Source organism: Bacillus sp. PK6-025, from assembly GCF_056530265.1.
Genome location: NZ_CP096509.1, coordinates 3,161,444 through 3,178,804, shown reverse-complemented (window position 1 = coordinate 3,178,804; position 17,361 = coordinate 3,161,444). Strand labels below are relative to the sequence as shown.

Below are 17,361 nucleotides of genomic sequence, written 5' to 3'. Positions count from 1 at the left end.
TGAGATACCGGAGACAGTCAAATGGGCGAGACTAAAGCAAAAGCAGTCACTGAAGTTCATGCCCCTTGTATCGCGAGACGGATCTTGGCCCTCATCGAAGCTTTCGGGAGTTTTTTATAAATAAATCGCACACCATCCCGCTAACATCCCCATCACAAAGCAGTCGTTGCTGTCCATTTTCTTACCGTGTTTAACAAAGACATTCAAAGCCCAATTCAGTTTAGTGCCATCTTCAGTCTTTGCAACCCATTTTTTGCTGATATTGTAGTACATGACTTTGAAAATGGCGAATGCAGCTAAACAGAACAAGTAGAACAAGAGAAACTTACCAAAAAACATAAGCATTTGTTGGTCACTCCTCCGTTTTCATTCTTTAACCAACGATTTGATTTTACCGAATATATGCATAAGAGAAAAGGAGACGTTTGTCATATCTTGCTTGTGAGGAGGTATCTTGCAAGAAAAATCATCTATTAAAAACTTGACGCTTATGAGCTGGGTCCGTTTTATTCCCGGCTTATCAACAGCCTGCAATCTCCCCGAATCAACGGGGGAAGAAGAATACAACAAAAAACCCTGGAATCGCTGATATATCAACAATTCCAGGGTTTTTGCCAATGCTCTTTAAAGAGCATTTTCTATTAACGAGAGTAGAATTCAACGATCAATGCTTCGTTGATCTCAGCAGGAAGCTCAGAACGCTCTGGAAGGCGAGTTAGTGAACCTTCAAGCTTTTCAGCGTCAAAAGTCAGGTATTCAGGAACGAAATTGTTCACTTCAACCGCTTCTTTAACTGCAGAAAGGTTTTGAGATTTTTCACGAAGTGAAATCGTTTGGCCAGGTTTAACTTGGTAAGACGGAATGTCAACGCGGCTTCCGTCAACAAGAATGTGACCGTGGTTTACCAATTGGCGTGCTTGGCGGCGAGTGCGCGCTAGGCCAAGACGGTAAACGATGTTGTCAAGACGTGCTTCAAGAAGAATCATGAAGTTTTCACCGTGTTTACCAGCCATTTTCGCAGCTTTGTCAAAAAGGTTGCGGAATTGGCGTTCGTTCACACCGTACATATGGCGAAGCTTTTGCTTTTCTTGCAATTGCAAACCATATTCTGATAGTTTTTTACGCTGTCCCGGACCGTGAGGACCTGGTGCGTAAGGACGTTTTTCTAATTCTTTACCCGTACCGCTCAAAGAGATGCCTAAACGGCGGGATAATTTCCAGCTTGGACCTGTATAGCGAGCCATAATGTGACTCCTCCTTTGGTTTTATTTTTGTGAAAATAAAACCCATCTGTTCAATTCAGCCATGTCCATTTTGTTTTCATGTATCCTCGCTCCAGCAGCAAAGAGTTACACGATACACCTTAATAGATAAGGAACAAAATGAAACACAGAAGCAGAACAAAAAGGCTGCATTATTTCACACAAAGAAGATTATATAATGTCCGCTGTGCAAAGTCAACCATTCATGGACTGTCCCAAAGAGCCTGAATCGTTAATAAGTATAAAGTCCTGTTTTTTATGATATAATCAGGAAAATAAAATACATAAAACGGATTTTTTTAAGGTGATGACCATGAATAAACAAACTGAAGACCTATATCTGTCTTTTCATCAGAAGCTGTTCCAATTTCTTTTAAAAAAGCCGGCCGTCTCGTACGATGACTCTGTTGCCTGGCTAAAAGCGGCAGCAGAGTCATTTTTTTCGTTTATATCTCTTACATTGCGTCCTTCTTCAAGTCCGCAGGGAGCGAACGGCCAAAGCGGCCAGATCAGCCGAGTTAATGATTATTATATCATTATAACAATAGAAGAAAACAGCAAATATATAGAACTTTTGTGTCAAAAGAATCATAAAGTACCAGAACGTCTTGCTGAATCCATCCGCCTGTTTTTAATGCATTGTCTGAAACTTGATGCATTATTTCATGAGGAGCTCAATAAAACAAAGATTTATGAAAAGACGGCGCTGCTGCATGAGCTGATGGATCAGGAGCAGGTGCTCAAGACAATGGTTGAAAGTTTGAGGGATGTTTTTCCTTTTTTGGCATATTGTCTTTTCTTGTCATACGACGAGGACCAATACATCAGCCTTCCTGCGATAGAGTTAGATGTGCAAAGCGAATCGACCGATTCTTTCGCCTTAGAGGCATACTTATCAGGACAGGCGAAGAGCAAAAATGAATCGGAAGTTTACATTCCGATTAAAGGCCGGCAGGGAACGTATGGCGTTTTGAAGGCTTTTGGACCAGGGGCTGCCGATACGGCAGCGGATATATGCATTATTTCGAATGCGGCAGGGAAAGCATTTGAAAATTCCCGGCTTTACGAACAGTCGCAGAATATGATTTCAAATTTGGAGCTGATTAATGAAACATCGCATCAGCTGAACCGGACGAAACGCCTCCCTGATATGATGAAGAGTTTGTCCGAAAGGCTGATCAGTTCATTTGGCGCCGAAGAGGTGGGCTTTTTTTATAAAAATCATTTGGACGAGGAAACCCTGCTGCCGGGAAGCACCAGTTTTTTTCAGACGGATGCGGCCCTTCCATATATCCGCTATGTTAAAGAAAAGATTTCAGAGGAAAACGGGGTATTTGTCGGAAACGGTTCTTCGTTTTTTGGAAATGACGGTTATGCTTCATTAATGGGCGTTCCGATGCTGGAGAATAATGAAAACAAAGGATTTGTCATCGTATTGAAAAAAAACGTCTGCTCTTTTTCATTTGAAATGTTTAAGCTGTTTCAGACGCTGATCAGGCATTCCACGCTCGCCGTGTCGAATTTGATGCTGCGTGACCGGCTGAAGTATCTTGTTCAAACAGACCGTTTGACAGAGCTTTACTCGAGAAGCTATTTCGATGAAAAAATCGGGTACAGTATGAAAGCGGATGAGAGCGGCGTACTCGTATTGATTGATATCGATGATTTTAAACAGATTAACGATACGTACGGCCATCAGAAAGGCGATGATATTCTCATTCAAGTCGCCAGGGTGATCCAGCGAAACATCCGCGACCAGGACGTCGCAGCAAGGTGGGGAGGAGAAGAGCTTGCGGTATACTTGCCGAAAGCAGGGCTGAACACCGGTGAAATGCTTGCTGAGAGGCTGATTACGCTTGTCAGGGAATGCACTGATCCAAAGGTGACGATTTCGTGCGGGGTATCCAATTGGTCTCAAGATCGTCCGAAATCTTTAACCTGCCTTTTTAAAGAGGCGGATGTCGCACTGTACAATGCAAAGCGAAACGGGAAAAACAGGTTTATGACACATTAAAAAAGAGCCGGATTTACCGGCTCTTTTCGCTTAAACGCTCTCCAAGCATCTCTGTGAACTTTTTCAAATAATACTCATCTGTTTCATCGAAGCGGTTTTTAATCGGGCTGTCGATATCGAGCACCCCGATGATGTTCCCGTCAACTTCAAGCGGAACTACGATTTCGGATTGGGATGCCGCATCACACGCAATGTGTCCGGGGAACGCGTTCACATCTTCAACGCGCTCGACCCGGCCGTTTGTATAAGCGGTGCCGCAGACGCCTTTCCCGAACGGGATTCTTACGCATGCAGGAAGTCCCTGGAACGGCCCGAGCACAAGCTCGCCGTCTTTGGCAAAATAAAAACCCGCCCAGTTGATGTCTTCCAATGATTGATATAAAAGAGCGGAGGCGTTTGCTGTATTGGCGATCATATCAGGTTCGCCTTCTGTCAGCGCATCGATCTGTTTGAGGAGAAGCTCGTATTTTTTTTCTTTGCTGCCTTCTGTTTTTTCGACATGAAACATGATAATTTCCCTCGCTTTTTCTTTGAAATGGCAAAAACACGCTTGCCGTGATGCTATTTGTCGAGCACTTTTTACAGGAACAATTCCGCTTGAAGTGGAATTGTTTTAAGTAAGAAGGGGTGAAACAAGATGGGATCAAACGCTATTTCAACCACGAAGGACAGGATCATCGAATCTGCCGTGGAGCTGTTCAACCAAAAAGGTTTTTCAGGAACATCCGTCCGCGAAATTGCCCGAGCAGCCAATGTCAATGTCGCCCACATCTCCTATTATTTTAATGGAAAAGGCGGTTTAATGGAGCATTTGATATCCCGTTTTTATGAAGGCTATTTAAGAGTCCTTGAAAAGGGTTATGAACGCCTTCCGGATGCAGGTGCAACGGATTGCCTTCTTCAATTGGTTTTTGATATTCTATCGTATCAGCATGAGCACCGTCAATTAACTCGGTTTGTTTATCGCGAAGTCACGATTGATTCCACACTGAATCGCGAAGTGATGTCGACATATTTAACAAAAGAAAAGTACATTCTCCACCTGATCATTGAAAAGGGAAATGAGGACAATGAATTTTCCCGTTTTCCCCTTTCCCATTTTATGATTCAGCTGAAGTCGCTTTTAATGATGCCTTATCTGCAGCCTCAATATATTTCAGAAGTGCTGTATGTACAGCCGCACGAGCCGTACTTTTATCAGGCGTATTACAAGGAAGTCAAAACATGGCTTCTCAGTCTGTTGTACAGAGAAGGTCGGCAAGCCGCCGTTATTTAGCCAAGCGGCTCTCAAAATGTTCGTAACCAAATCCGGCATCCTCTGCTTGGTGGGCATCAGACCCAAAGACAAGCGGGATGTTTTTTTGTTCCGCTTCTTTTATCATCCATTCTTCCATATAGACGTCGCCTGCATAAGGCTTGCGGAGGCCGGACGTATTAAAGTCAAGTTCGTATCCGCGCTTTGCGGCTTCATCCAAACAGGAGGAGACCGATTTTCTGACGCTTTCTGACATCGAATACGGAAACAGCTTCACAAATTTTTTCGCAAGCGTAATGTGGCCGATTCGTTTTGGCTTAAATGCTCCCAGCGGTGATACAATGGAAGAATAAATTTCGTCATAATAGGCGAGATAGACCTGTTCTGTGCTGCCGTAGCAGCCGATCAGCTGCTGAAACGCTTTTTCATCGTAGTCAAGGCAGATGTGCGATGATCCGGCCGGCAAAAAATGAACGGAAAGAATGCTGTCGTCAAGATGCGTGCCGTATTGATCGAGAAAAGCTTTCGTTTCGTGTTCAAAGGTGCGGATATAATCGACTTCAAGACCGATTAAAACGTCGAGCTGTCCTTTGTACTCTTCCTTCAGTTCGGTCAGCCGTTCAATATAGCGGTCCAGCTCGGAGATCGGCATGGCGCTGTCTTTCTCCGGGGTCGGATCCATGAATGAAGGCGGAAGCGGCGCATGCTCGGTGAAGGATACGGATCGGAAGCCTTTTTTGCATAATTCTTCTATATAATATCTGAATTCGTCTTTTGATCCGTGCGGACAAAAGGGAGAATGAACATGACCGTCTCGTTTCAGCATGATGTCACCCCGTAAAAAAATAGTCAGATGTTGTCACTTTGATGTAAAAAAATTAAAAATTCTGCTCAAAAAATGTTGGTTACATGGTATCATAAGAACAATGAAAACGATAGTTTAACTTCATTTTTACATAACAATTTCAAATACATACCCTGACAGAACAGATAAACAGCAAGGGGGCTCATTATGGAGTTTGTCATTGGCTTACTGGCGTTATTTTTAATCTTATTCGCTACGGGCTACTTATTCAGAAAAAATATATATAAAGAGATCGACCGTTTAGAAGCTTGGAAAATCGAAATCATGAACCGATCGATCGTGGAAGAGATGTCAAAAATCAAGCATCTGAAAATGACGGGGCAGACTGAGGAATTCTTTGAAAGGTGGCGCCGGGAATGGGATGAAATCGTCACCTCGCATATGCCCAAAGTCGAAGAGCTTCTGTTTGAAGCCGAGGATTGCGCCGACAAATACCGTTTTCAAAAATCGAAACAGGTGCTCGCGCATATTGAGAATCTTTTATCAGCGGCTGAATCCAACATTGAAGACATCTTAAAGGAAATCGCCGATCTTGTCTCGAGCGAAGAGCAGAACCGCAAAGAAATCGAAGAGGTAAAAGAACGGTATACAAAAGTGCGGAAAAACCTTTTGGCATACAGCCACCTGTACGGAGACCTCTATGAGAAAATTGAAACCGACCTCGATACCGTGTGGGAAGGCATTAAACAGTTTGAAGAGGAAACAGAAGGCGGAAATTATATAGAAGCCAGAAAGGTGCTGCTCGCCCAAGACCGTTTGCTTGAAGAGCTTCAATCATACATAGACGATGTGCCGAAACTGCTTGCAAGCTGCAAGCAGACCGTTCCGCAGGAAATCGCCAAATTGAAAGCCGGCTATCAGGAAATGATCGATAAAGGGTACAAGCTCGATCATATTCAAGTGGAGAAGGAGCTCGAAAACCTTTTGAAAGAATTGAAGCGTGCTGAAGGTGCGCTTTTGGACGAACTTGATTTAGAAGAAGCCGCCGCAATCGTGCAGATGATTGATGAAACGATCCAGACGCTGTATAACCAGCTGGAGCATGAAGTCGAAGCAGGGCAGGAAATTTTGGGGAAAGTGCCTGAGCTTGCCGCTGCATTGGAAAAGCTTGAAGCCTCCAAAAAGGATACCGAAGCTGAAACCGAACTCGTCAAGAAAGGCTACAGACTGACAACCGGAGAACTGGAGAAACAGCAGTCATACGAAAAACGCCTTGAAATGATCGAAAAGCAGTTCGAACAAGTGAAAGAAAGGCTTGATCAGAAACATGTCGCCTACTCGCTGTTAAAAGAAGAGCTTGCGGATATCGAAAAGCAGATGGAAGCCGCTCAACGGGAGCATGACGAATACAGAGACATGCTGCAAATGCTGAGAAAAGAAGAGCTTCAGGCAAGAGAGCTTCTCAAGCAATTAAAGCAGACGATCAAGGATACGGCGCGGAGCCTGGAGAAAAGCAATGTTCCAGGGATTCCGGAAGCCATAACCGAAAAGATCCGGCAGTCGCAGACGACTGTGCAGAAAGTGACAGAACAGCTGAATGAGCTGCCGCTGAACATGGATGCGGTGAACGAACGCCTTCAAGAGGCGGAACAGCTTGTCACAGAAGTGAAAACAAAGACGGATGAACTGGTTGAACTGGTTTTGCTGATCGAACGCATCATCCAATATGGCAACCGCTTCAGAAGCCAGGACCGGATTCTTTCCGAACAGCTCAAAGAAGCAGAGAAAAGTTTTTATGCATATCAGTATGAAGAGGCTTACGACATTGCCGCCAGAGCGGTCGAAAAAGCGTCGCCGGGAGCAGTTGCCCGGCTTGCAGCGGACGCGAAGCAGCCTGAATAGAGCAAAAACCCGGCACGTGAAAAGGCGTGTCGGGTTTTTTTGTCTATAGCTGCAATGAAAAATAAAAAAACCGGCCCTGTTTAAAAACAGAGCCGGTTTTTCAAAGATCAGCTGACTTTCTTTAATTTGTCTTTCGGCGAAGCGATGAAAAATGTCACAATGTAACCGATCACCGCGCCGATAACAGCCGGAATGACCCAGCCGACACCCATGCTGAACAGCGGGATGTTCGCTTTTAAGATATCGTTTACCGGACCCAGCGGAATTTTCGCCGCGTTTAATCCGTCGATGATGCTTAAAATTCCAGTCGGGATAAGGGCACCGATATAGACTTCGCGTCGTTCAGCAAACAGCTTGTCAATGAAAGAGAGCAAAACGACGACGATCGCAAGCGGATAAATCGCCGACAGAATCGGAACTGAAAACGAGATGATTTCTGTCAGTCCGAAATTGGCAATCACAAGGCTGAAAAGCGTCACGATGATGACAACAGCTTTGTAAGAGAGCTTCGGAATCAGCTTTGAAAAATACTCTCCGCAAGAGGAAACGAGTCCGACGCTCGTCGTCAGGCAGGCGAACAAGATCGCGATACCGAGCACGGCATTTCCAAGCGAGCCGAATAAATACGCGGAAGCTTTGGACAATATTTCGCCGCCGTTGTTGAGCGAACCGACGGTTTCAACACTTGTCGCCCCTAAATAAGCGAGAGAAACATAAACGAGTCCGAGACCGACTGCAGCGACGATCCCCGCTTTGATGCATGAAGCGGCGATTGACTTTGGATTTGTAACGCCGCGGTCTTTAATCGCGGTAATAACGACAATTCCAAATACGATTGAAGCGATCGCATCCATCGTTTTATATCCTTCTAAAAATCCGACAAACAGAGGTGCGGATTGATAGGCCTCTGTCACAGAGCCGATGCTGCCCATCGGGGTGATAAACGCTTTGATGACTAATATTGCGATTACAGTCAATAATATCGGTGTTAAAATTTTACCGATGCGGTCAACAAGCTTGCTTGGGTTTAAAGCCAGGAAATAAGTGATTCCGAAAAATATCAGGGTAAAGATAAACAGATAAAGACTTGATGAATGTTTCCCTAAAAACGGCTCCACCGCTATCACGTATGAAACATTTCCTGTCCTTGGAATAGCAAACAAAGGTCCGATCGTCAAATAAATGCTGACGATTAATATCGTGCCGAAGACCGGATGGGCTTTGTCAGCTAGGCCTTTTGCACTCCCTTTTAGAGCAACCGCGATGACGCCGAGCAGCGGAAGACCGACGCCTGTCAGCAAGAATCCGATGATAGCCGGCCAAACATTCTCTCCGGCAGCTTGACCGAGCTGGGGAGGAAAAATCATATTTCCCGCTCCGAAAAAGAGGGCGAACAGCATAAGTCCAATCGCCGTCGTTTCCTTAGCGGATAGTGAAGTTTTCATTAAAAAGAACCTCCTGGTTTGTTGTTTAAATTTTCTGTCAATTTATTTTCGTGATATAATATGACAAAAGTCCAAAGACTATTATATTTTAAAAATCAGAGAAGTCAAACATTTATTTTTAATTTTCAATTACAAGTTGATATGATAACATATACAGTCATGAAAAAGAACGTTCATTTTTAAAGGAGTAGATCATGATTTATCTTGATAATAGTTCAACAACAAAACCATATCCTGAATTATTACAAATTTATGAACAAGTAAATCAGCGCTTCTTCGGCAACCCTTCGTCGTTGCACCGCCACGGCATTGAAGCGGATCAATTGCTTTCAGAAGCAAGGAAACAGATCAAAACGGCGCTTTCGCTAAAAAGTCATGATATCGTGTTTACGTCCGGGGCTTCAGAAGCCAACAACATGGCGCTGAAAGGCATTGCTTTGGCACATATGCAAAAAGGAAAACATATTATTGCTTCCTCCATTGAACACCCGTCTGTGACGGAATCTTTGGAGCAGCTGAAGACAGCCTTCGGCTTTGAGGTTACATATCTTCCTGTCGACAGCCGCGGATTTGTTTCGCTTGAAGATCTGAAACAAGCGTTCCGCAAAGACACGATTCTGGTGAGCATCATGCACGTCAACAATGAAACAGGTGTCATCCAGCCTGTGGAAGACATCGGCAAAATCGTAAAAGAAAACACAAGGGCATACTTTCACGTTGATCACGTTCAAGGCATTAACAAGGTTCCGCTGGACATCTCCGGGGCGGACATTGACCTTTGTACGATATCGGGCCATAAATTTCACGGCTTAAAAGGAACAGGAGCGCTCATTCTGAACGAACGGATTTCGCTTTTTCCTTTGATTTCCGGAGGAGAACAGCAGAACAACAGGCGTGCCGGAACTGAAAATACCGCCGGCGCTGTTACGCTTGCAAAAGCGATCAATATGTCAAAACAGGATTATAACCATTATATAGAAGAAATAAAGGCGGCAAAATTGGCTTTTATCAAGGAGCTAAAAGAGCTAAAAGGTGTTATATTAAATACGCCGGAAGAAAACAGCGCGCCGCATATCATTAATTTTTCCGTGCCGGGATTGAAGGCCGAGGTCCTTTTGCATATGCTAGAAGAGCGGGGTATTTTCGTATCGACGACATCAGCATGCTCTTCAAAACAGCATAAGCCGAGCAAGGTGCTTTTAGCAATGGGAAAAGGTGAAGATGCAGCGGCAAGCAGCATCAGAATCAGTATGACATACCGGGACAATCAGGAGATTGTCGGCCCGTTTATGACGGCCTTAAAAGAAAGTTTACACAAACTAAAAGGAATTATGAGGTAGAGACACAATGAATGAAGACTATATTTTAATCAGATTTGGCGAAATTTCAACAAAAGGAAAGAACAGAAAGCTTTTTGTCGATCGCCTGAAAAGAAATATCAAAATGGTCTTGCGCGATTTCCGCAACGTCCGTTATGAGTCAACACGTGACAGGATGACTCTCGTATTAAACGGAGAAGACGCGGAAGCCGTAATGGCCCGTCTGAAAAACGTTTTCGGCATCCAATCGTTCAGTCTTGCCGTGAAGTGCCTGACAGATCTGGAAAGCATTAAAGAGACGGCGCTCGCGTCTGTTCAAGAACAATACAAGCCCGGAGATACCTTTAAAGTATCGACGAAAAGGGCTTACAAGCAGTTTGAATTAAATACAAATGAGATGAATGCCGAAATCGGCGGACACATTTTGCGCAACACCGATGATCTTACCGTTGACGTTCATTCCCCGGACATCCATTTGCGGATCGAAATTCGGGAAGATGCTACGTATTTGACATTCCGGGATGAAAAAGGTGCGGGCGGACTGCCGGTCGGAAGCGGAGGAAAAGCGATGCTTATGATATCCGGCGGAATTGACAGCCCTGTTGCCGGGTTCTATGCCATGAAGCGCGGGCTTGAGATCGAAGCTGTTCACTTTTTCAGCCCGCCATATACAAGCGAACGGGCCAAGCAAAAAGTGATTGATCTCACTAAACGCCTTACGGCTTTCGGCGGAGACATCAAGCTTCATATCGTTCCGTTTACGAAAACCCAAGAGCTCATTCAAAAGCAGATTCCCGAAAACTATTCCATGACGGCGACCAGAAGGCTGATGCTGCAGATCGCCGACAAACTGCGCGAACGACATAACGCGCTTGCCGTTTTTACAGGAGAAAGCCTCGGCCAGGTGGCAAGCCAGACGCTCGAAAGCATGTATGCCATCAACGCGGTCACGAGCACGCCGGTTTTGCGCCCTTTAATCGGCATGGATAAGACGGAAATCATCGAAAAAGCGAAGGAAATCGATACGTACGATATCAGCATACGTCCGTACGAAGACTGCTGCACGATCTTCACGCCTTCTGCGCCGAAAACGCGTCCGAAAAAAGAAAAAATCGAACACTTTGAAAGCTACACAGATTTCGAACCGCTCATCAACGAAGCTGTAGAGAACACAGAAACGATTGTTTTGAGCAGCAAAGCGGAAACGAAAGATCAATTTGCGGACTTTTTCTAAAGGAATATTCGAACAAACGCCTTTGTCTGTTTTTGCATACAATTACCAAACATTCTTTGTATGAAGTCATGTGTTTTTACACAATCTATACTCACAAGGAGGTGAGAACACATGGCTCAAAACAACAGACAAAGCAGTTCTAACCAACTATTGGTTCCTGGTGCTGCTCAAGCTATCGACCAAATGAAATTCGAAATCGCTTCTGAATTTGGCGTTAACCTTGGAGCAGAAACTACTTCTCGTGCAAACGGTTCAGTTGGAGGAGAAATCACTAAGCGTTTAGTTTCTTTCGCTCAACAGCAAATGGGTGGAACACAACAATAATTAAAATTAAAAAGCAATGGATAATGGGTGGGGTTTAATCCCCACTCTTTTTTATGTTCTGCAAAATAGGCATTTCGGAATACAATTGTATGAAAGGATTATGTATAATAAAAAGATGGCACAAGACAAGGAGATGGATGGGTTGAGAAGAGAAGATTTGATTGCGCCGGAGAAGTATAACGCGGTTGATGAAATTGAAAAATTTAAATCTTCCCGTGATAAAACCGCTTTGATCTGGGAAGATGAATCAGGACGTCAAGTGTCTTGGACTTATGAAAAATTAATTGAAAGGGCTTACAAAATCGGCAGCATATTGACCCGTTCTGGACTGAAAAAAGGTGACAAGCTTATCGTGATGATGCCGCGGATCCCGGAGACGTATGCCGTCTACATGGCCATTTTAAAAGCCGGAATGGTGGTCATCCCATGTTCCGAAATGCTCCGGGCGAAAGACTTGGATTACAGGATCAAGCATGCCGGCGTCAAAGGAGCCGTCGTATATTCAGCATTTCTTGATGCTTTTCTAGATGTTCAAGCAAAAGATGAGCTGTCGTTATTTGCCGTCGGAGAAAGCAGAGAAGGGTGGATCAACCTGCTTGAAGAAATGAATCAGGCCGTTGCCGCGGATTTTCAAGCGGCTGATACCTCTCGCGATGACATCGCATTTTTATCTTACACATCAGGCACGACCGGTCAGCCAAAAGGAGTTGTACATACACACGGCTGGGCTTATGCTCACTTAAGAACGACAGCTTCCGCATGGCTTGACATTTCAGAAGGGGATCTCGTCTGGGCAACAGCGGGGCCGGGCTGGCAAAAATGGGTATGGAGCCCGTTTTTAGCAGTGCTCGGCAGCGGTGCAGCCGGCTTTATCTATCACGGGAAATTTACGCCGGAAACGTATTTGCAGCTGATTGAGCGCCATCAAATCAATGTGCTATGCTGTACGCCGACAGAATATCGATTCATGGCGAAAGTAAATGATTTGTCCCGCTTTGACCTGTCTTCTCTGCACAGCGCTGTTTCGGCCGGGGAGCCGTTGAACAGGGAAGTCATTGATACATTTAAAAAGCATTTTCATATTGATGTGCGGGACGGATACGGACAAACGGAAAGCACGCTGTTGGTGGGGATTTTAAAAGGAATGAAAATCAAGCCTGGAAGCATGGGAAAACCGACGCCTGGAAACCTGGTTGATATTATAGACGGGAATGGAAAGAGCTGTCCGCCGGGCGTAACGGGCGATATCGCCGTCCACTTAAGCACGCCGGCACTCTTTAAAGAATATTACAAAGATCAAAAACGAACGCTCCGCCAAAGAAGAGGAGATTACTTTATAACAGGGGATAAGGCGCGAAAGGATGAAGACGGCTATTTCTGGTTTGAAAGCCGCAATGACGATGTGATCATCAGTTCAGGATATACAATCGGCCCGTTTGAAGTTGAAGATGCACTGATCAAGCATCCTGAGGTCAAAGAATGTGCTGTGGTGGCAAGCCCTGACGAAATCAGGGGATCGATCGTGAAAGCATATGTTGTCTTAAAGGATCGATCCCGCGGAAATGAACAACTGACAAAGGAATTGCAAAACCATGTAAAAGCCATGACGGCCCCTTATAAATACCCCCGGGAGATAGAATTCATCGAAGAACTGCCGAAAACGCCATCGGCGAAAATTAAGCGCTTTGAACTAAGACAACGGGAAATCGTTCTTAAAACAAAAGCTGAATAACCACACAAGAGGGGGGGAATATCCTTTGGGGCATGACTCACTCCGAAACATCGAGAAGGAAATCGCGCTTTTAGTCCGTCTGACGACGGCCTACAGTCCGCGGTTCGGAAGTCTGGACCGCTCGGAATATCTGCTGTTAAGCGAGCTTGATAAGCAAAGTCCTCTTGCCATCAACTCGCTGGCTGAAACCTTAATGCTGAATCTTTCGACAGCGAGCAGACAGGTTGCAGCATTGGAACGGAAAAAGCTCATCAGGCGTTTTCCCGATCCCAACAACGGCCGGATCAGCCTTGTAGAAATGACTTCGGAGGGCATTGATACTCTGAAAAAAGTGCAAAAGGCTCGCTATCATGTATACACGGAGGTTCTTCAAGACTGGACAAAAGAAGAACTGAGCACATTGGAAACTCATTTGATCAGACTGAATCAGGATTTTAAAAAGTGGAGCAAATAATCGGCTAAAGGCTGTTGGTCAGACGATCACCAGCCTTTTTCTTTTTAATCTGTTGATTTATAGAAAAAAGGATGCGTAATACAACTTGTAATACGATATATAAAAACCGGAAGGAGGAGCACTTTTGAGGCAATCCGATGTGTCGATATTAAATTCGTCCGCCAAAGTGCTTGCTGCCCGGCATGAATGCGGAAGTGAAAATTTCGTGATAAGCATCCGCAAAAAAGAGCAGGAGGAACATCCCGCTCTTTTTAATGAAAGGGTTTTCAAAATTATAGAAATGTGCGCCTTACTTTTTCCCAAAATGAATTGTCTTTTAATTTAATGGTTTTGATCATCTTGCCCGAGAGGCTGACTTCGACTTCTTTTACATGCATCGTACTGAAGGCTTCGTTATCAAGGCCGATGATCGGATAGTCGTTCCCGTCTTGGACGATTTTTAATGTCAGCTTTCGATCCGCACTTAAAATAAACGGAGATCCGAGTGTTCTGTATGTGTTGTTGTTCAATGAAGCGAGCTCTGTCACCTGTATGCATGGAAGCAGCGGATCAACGACGGCCCCTTCAACCGATTTGTTATACGCGGTGCTTCCGGTCGGAGTGGACACGATCATTCCGTCCCCGCGGAATGTTTCAAAGTGAAGATCATCAATATAAACGTCCATCACAAATGTTTTAATAATGCTTGAACGGATGGATACCTCATTCAGACATTGAAAGCTTGTCCCGTCAACGGTTACATCGATCAGCGGATATTTTCTGACCTCGATTTGTTCAGAGTTTGTCGCTTCAATCATTTTATCGGTATCATGTATATTAAAATCCGCATACAAATGAGCTGTCCCCTTTTTGGCCACGCCTACGTACAGGCAGTCATCCCTGAAATTCGTCTTTCGAACCGCCTGCAAAAATGTCCCGTCGCCGCCGATACTTGCGATAATATTGGCTTCATTGTGATGGTGAACGACGCGAAATCCGTGTTCTTCTGCAAGGTGTTTCAGTTTTTTGCACTGCTCGTCGGTTTCTTCGCTTTTTTTGTAAAAGAAATAAATGTTCCGGCGGTCTGTCACAATCATTCTCCCCTTTGTCTGTTAAGTTTAGATTTTTCTGCCATCTAACATGTATGTTAAAATGACCTGTGACCCTTAGTTTACCATGTCCAAAAACTTCTTGTATATGAAGCGGCATCATACTGAACTTTTTCTCTTCATATACGTACTAAGACATGCAGCTTTTTTTATTCAAAGGAGGAGAACAGACAAAATGAATGCGAAAAGATGGATCGCACTTGTCATCGCGCTGGGCGTTTTTGCGTTATCTGCGGTGGTGAGCCTTTTGCTAGCAGTATTTGACACGATGGGGAATGACGGAAAGATGCAGTTTGGCCTTAATGACACCCAGGAAGAAACGGTGCTTGAAGAAGGAAACAGCTCAAGAAAAATCGCCGTGCTTGAAGTGAACGGAACGATTTCCGACAATGGCGGCGCTTCTGGCTTGTTCAGCTCTGAAGGCTATAACCACAGATCGTTTTTGCAAATGCTTGAAAAAGCAAAAGACGACTCTGCTGTAAAGGGCATTATTCTGCGCGTCAATTCTCCGGGTGGCGGAGTATACGAAAGCGCCGAAATACATAAGAAGCTTGAAGAGATCAAAAAAGATACGAAAAAACCGATTTACGTATCAATGGGCTCGATGGCTGCATCTGGAGGCTATTACATTTCAACGCCTGCCGACAAAATCTTTGCAGCGCCGGACACGCTGACGGGTTCACTAGGGGTCATCATGGAAAGCCTTAACTACAGCAAGCTTGCAGAAAAGCTTGGATTGAAAACGGAAACGATCAAAAGCGGTGAGTTTAAAGACATCATGTCACCGACGCGCGATATGACGAAAAAAGAAAGAGAAATCATGCAGTCAATGGTCGATGACGCGTACGAAGGATTTGTCGATGTTATAGCCGAAGGACGCAGCATGTCCGAAAATGACGTGAAAAAAATTGCCGACGGACGCGTTTATGACGGCCGCCAGGCGAAACAGAACCATCTCATTGATGAGCTCGGCTACTATGAGGATGCGGTCAAAGCGATGAAAAAAGACCACAAAAACCTTGCCGGAGCGTCTGTTGTCAGCTATGAAGAATCAGCCGGCCTTGCGTCGCTCTTTTCGATGACTGCAAATAAGATGTTTAAAAGCGAAGCCGATTTCTTAAACATTAAAGAAGCAATTTCTCAATCCGGCGCACCGAGACTCATGTATTTATACGCTAAATAGGAGGGGACCGAAAAAATGGATGTGACTTATGATGGAAAGGATCATAATGAATTATCACCGGACGCCGGTGTTTCCAGGGAAGAATCGGCCCCGCATGTAGAGCATGCATATGCCGGTTTTTGGATCAGGCTGTTTGCCTTTCTGCTCGACGGGATTGTTGTCGGCAGCATCAACAAATTAGCGGTTTCACCTGTTTTCAGCCTGCTGAATCTCCCTAAAGAATCAGGGTTTTTCACCTTTTCGCTTTATTCTTTTGTAACGGCGGCAGTATTTTTCGCTTATTTCGTCCTGATGACGAAGTATTTCAGACAGACGTTGGGCAAGATGGTATTCGGGCTGAAGGTCGTGTCGCTTGCCCCGGAAAAAGGGCTGACATGGGATGTGATCTTGTTTAGGGAGCTTATCGGCCGCTATATCAACAGTTTGTATATTACGTATCTCGTTGCTGCATTTTCGCCAAAGAAACAGGGGATTCACGATTTCTTTGCGGACACGGCGGTTATTCATGAAAAGCTGTATCGAAAAAAAGACTGAGCGTATCAAACCCGGCTGCTGAAAGACAGCCGGGTTTTTTTGCTGCCTGGAATAAGCTCCGTCTATGTTTATTTTTTCAAATTTCTTCCTATAATGATTAGTATAAGAGGAAGTGAAATCATGATTTACATATGGATTGCGGGAGTATTCCTTCTTTTGGCAGCGTTAATGATGATGAAAATCCGCATCGCGATCGAATATCTTCATACAGACGATGACGACCGGCTGACCTTTAAAGTTCGAACAGGTTTTGGGCTTCTGCGCTTCAAAAAGGAAATTCCGGTGATTAAAATCAATCAGCAGGATATGACCGTTGATGTAAAAGAACAGACGAATACGGCTCTAAAAAACGATAAAAAGAGGAGAAAAGTCGGCTATCGGGAAGTGTTCGATAATACGAAGCAAATCAAAAAATTGGTAGAACAGGTCATCAATCTGCAGCCGCTTATCCGCCGATTTATGAAGCGGATTCACATCACGAAGCTCGAATGGACCTCAGTCCTCGGCTTTCCTGATGCCGCTTTAACCGGAATCGTCACGGGAGGCGCCTGGTCTCTGAAAGCCGGCACAATGGCTCTCTTGCATCAGATTTTTTGCTTTGACAGCCAGCCGGAATACGAAGTGATTCCAGTCTTTAACAGCCGCTCCTCTAAAACGCATCTGACATGTATATTCCATTTTCGCGTTGGCCATGCTATAACCGCAGCATTTAGAATCGTGATGAACTGGAAAGGGAAAATGCGCGGCTTATTTAAGCTGCCAAAAAATCTGTCAGGTTCAACAAAGAATGATTCATCAGTATAGGAGGAA

17 protein-coding genes are annotated in these 17,361 nt (G+C 44.7%); 11 read left to right on the top strand and 6 right to left on the bottom strand.

The genetic code is table 11. The features are described 5' to 3' along the window. Window positions 1-114: 114 nt before the first annotated feature. Both M1D67_RS16235 and rpsD read right to left on the bottom strand, forming a co-directional pair. Window positions 115-345 (bottom strand): hypothetical protein, encoded by a 231-nt coding sequence (locus tag M1D67_RS16235; RefSeq protein WP_458117521.1) that lies wholly within the window; start codon window positions 343-345, stop codon window positions 115-117. Between the two features lie 296 nt (window positions 346-641). Then, entirely contained in the window at window positions 642-1,244 is a 603-nt protein-coding gene (gene rpsD, locus M1D67_RS16230; RefSeq protein WP_020452596.1) for a 30S ribosomal protein S4, read from the bottom strand. Between the two features lie 331 nt (window positions 1,245-1,575). On the opposite strand from rpsD, the gene M1D67_RS16225 reads away from it, so the two are divergent. Continuing rightward, window positions 1,576-3,276, top strand: coding sequence for a sensor domain-containing diguanylate cyclase (locus M1D67_RS16225; RefSeq protein WP_095323539.1), 1,701 nt, complete (start codon window positions 1,576-1,578; stop codon window positions 3,274-3,276). 13 nt (window positions 3,277-3,289) lie between these two features. Here the strand turns inward: M1D67_RS16225 and M1D67_RS16220 are convergent, their stop codons facing one another. Then, window positions 3,290-3,784 carry a GAF domain-containing protein gene (locus M1D67_RS16220; protein ID WP_020452594.1) on the bottom strand — a complete coding sequence of 165 codons (495 nt, stop codon included), beginning with the start codon at window positions 3,782-3,784 and terminating at the stop codon, window positions 3,290-3,292. 129 nt (window positions 3,785-3,913) lie between these two features. Here M1D67_RS16220 and refZ point away from each other — a divergent pair, with 129 nt between their 5' ends. After that, window positions 3,914-4,552 carry a forespore capture DNA-binding protein RefZ gene (gene refZ / locus M1D67_RS16215; protein ID WP_020452593.1) on the top strand — a complete coding sequence of 213 codons (639 nt, stop codon included), beginning with the start codon at window positions 3,914-3,916 and terminating at the stop codon, window positions 4,550-4,552. On the opposite strand, the gene hisJ is transcribed toward refZ, so the two are convergent. After that, a complete protein-coding gene (gene hisJ / locus M1D67_RS16210) occupies window positions 4,545-5,357 on the bottom strand; it encodes a histidinol-phosphatase HisJ (protein ID WP_020452592.1) in 813 nt (270 codons plus the stop codon). The two genes, refZ and hisJ, sit on opposite strands and share 8 nt — an antisense overlap. A 186-nt stretch (window positions 5,358-5,543) precedes the next feature. On the opposite strand from hisJ, the gene ezrA reads away from it, so the two are divergent. Then, complete coding sequence (ezrA, locus tag M1D67_RS16205; protein ID WP_479831391.1) at window positions 5,544-7,238, top strand: septation ring formation regulator EzrA; 1,695 nt, start codon at window positions 5,544-5,546, stop codon at window positions 7,236-7,238. A 107-nt stretch (window positions 7,239-7,345) separates the two neighbouring features. Here ezrA and brnQ read toward each other — a convergent pair whose 3' ends face one another. Then, window positions 7,346-8,683: a branched-chain amino acid transport system II carrier protein gene (gene brnQ, locus M1D67_RS16200; protein WP_020452590.1), complete on the bottom strand. Its 1,338-nt coding sequence runs from the start codon at window positions 8,681-8,683 to the stop codon at window positions 7,346-7,348. Window positions 8,684-8,877: 194 nt separating this feature from the next. On the opposite strand from brnQ, the gene M1D67_RS16195 reads away from it, so the two are divergent. The 5 genes from M1D67_RS16195 to M1D67_RS16175 all read left to right on the top strand — a co-directional run bounded on the left by M1D67_RS16195 (window position 8,878) and on the right by M1D67_RS16175 (window position 13,746). After that, entirely contained in the window at window positions 8,878-10,023 is a 1,146-nt protein-coding gene (locus M1D67_RS16195) for a cysteine desulfurase family protein (protein ID WP_229128934.1), read from the top strand. Window positions 10,024-10,030: 7 nt separating this feature from the next. Beyond that, entirely contained in the window at window positions 10,031-11,236 is a 1,206-nt protein-coding gene (gene thiI / locus M1D67_RS16190) for a tRNA uracil 4-sulfurtransferase ThiI (RefSeq protein ID WP_479831390.1), read from the top strand. A 111-nt stretch (window positions 11,237-11,347) separates the two neighbouring features. After that, window positions 11,348-11,560: an alpha/beta-type small acid-soluble spore protein gene (locus M1D67_RS16185; RefSeq protein WP_003184396.1), complete on the top strand. Its 213-nt coding sequence runs from the start codon at window positions 11,348-11,350 to the stop codon at window positions 11,558-11,560. A 133-nt stretch (window positions 11,561-11,693) separates the two neighbouring features. Beyond that, on the top strand, window positions 11,694-13,292 hold the full coding sequence (gene mbcS, locus M1D67_RS16180) for an acyl-CoA synthetase MbcS (protein ID WP_479831852.1): 1,599 nt from the start codon (window positions 11,694-11,696) through the stop codon (window positions 13,290-13,292). A 25-nt stretch (window positions 13,293-13,317) separates the two neighbouring features. After that, window positions 13,318-13,746, top strand: a complete 429-nt coding sequence (locus M1D67_RS16175; protein ID WP_020452586.1) for a MarR family winged helix-turn-helix transcriptional regulator — start codon at window positions 13,318-13,320, stop codon at window positions 13,744-13,746. Window positions 13,747-14,018: 272 nt separating this feature from the next. Here the strand turns inward: M1D67_RS16175 and M1D67_RS16170 are convergent, their stop codons facing one another. Further along, window positions 14,019-14,816: an NAD kinase gene (locus M1D67_RS16170; protein WP_039072912.1), complete on the bottom strand. Its 798-nt coding sequence runs from the start codon at window positions 14,814-14,816 to the stop codon at window positions 14,019-14,021. Window positions 14,817-15,009: 193 nt separating this feature from the next. On the opposite strand from M1D67_RS16170, the gene sppA reads away from it, so the two are divergent. The 3 genes from sppA (at window position 15,010) to M1D67_RS16155 (ending at window position 17,355) form a co-directional block, all read left to right on the top strand. Then, complete coding sequence (gene sppA, locus M1D67_RS16165) at window positions 15,010-16,017, top strand: signal peptide peptidase SppA (RefSeq protein ID WP_026579077.1); 1,008 nt, start codon at window positions 15,010-15,012, stop codon at window positions 16,015-16,017. Between the two features lie 15 nt (window positions 16,018-16,032). Beyond that, window positions 16,033-16,551 (top strand): RDD family protein, encoded by a 519-nt coding sequence (locus tag M1D67_RS16160; RefSeq protein ID WP_105981144.1) that lies wholly within the window; start codon window positions 16,033-16,035, stop codon window positions 16,549-16,551. Window positions 16,552-16,671: 120 nt separating this feature from the next. Then, complete coding sequence (locus M1D67_RS16155; RefSeq protein ID WP_020452582.1) at window positions 16,672-17,355, top strand: DUF2953 domain-containing protein; 684 nt, start codon at window positions 16,672-16,674, stop codon at window positions 17,353-17,355. Window positions 17,356-17,361 lie beyond the last annotated feature (6 nt).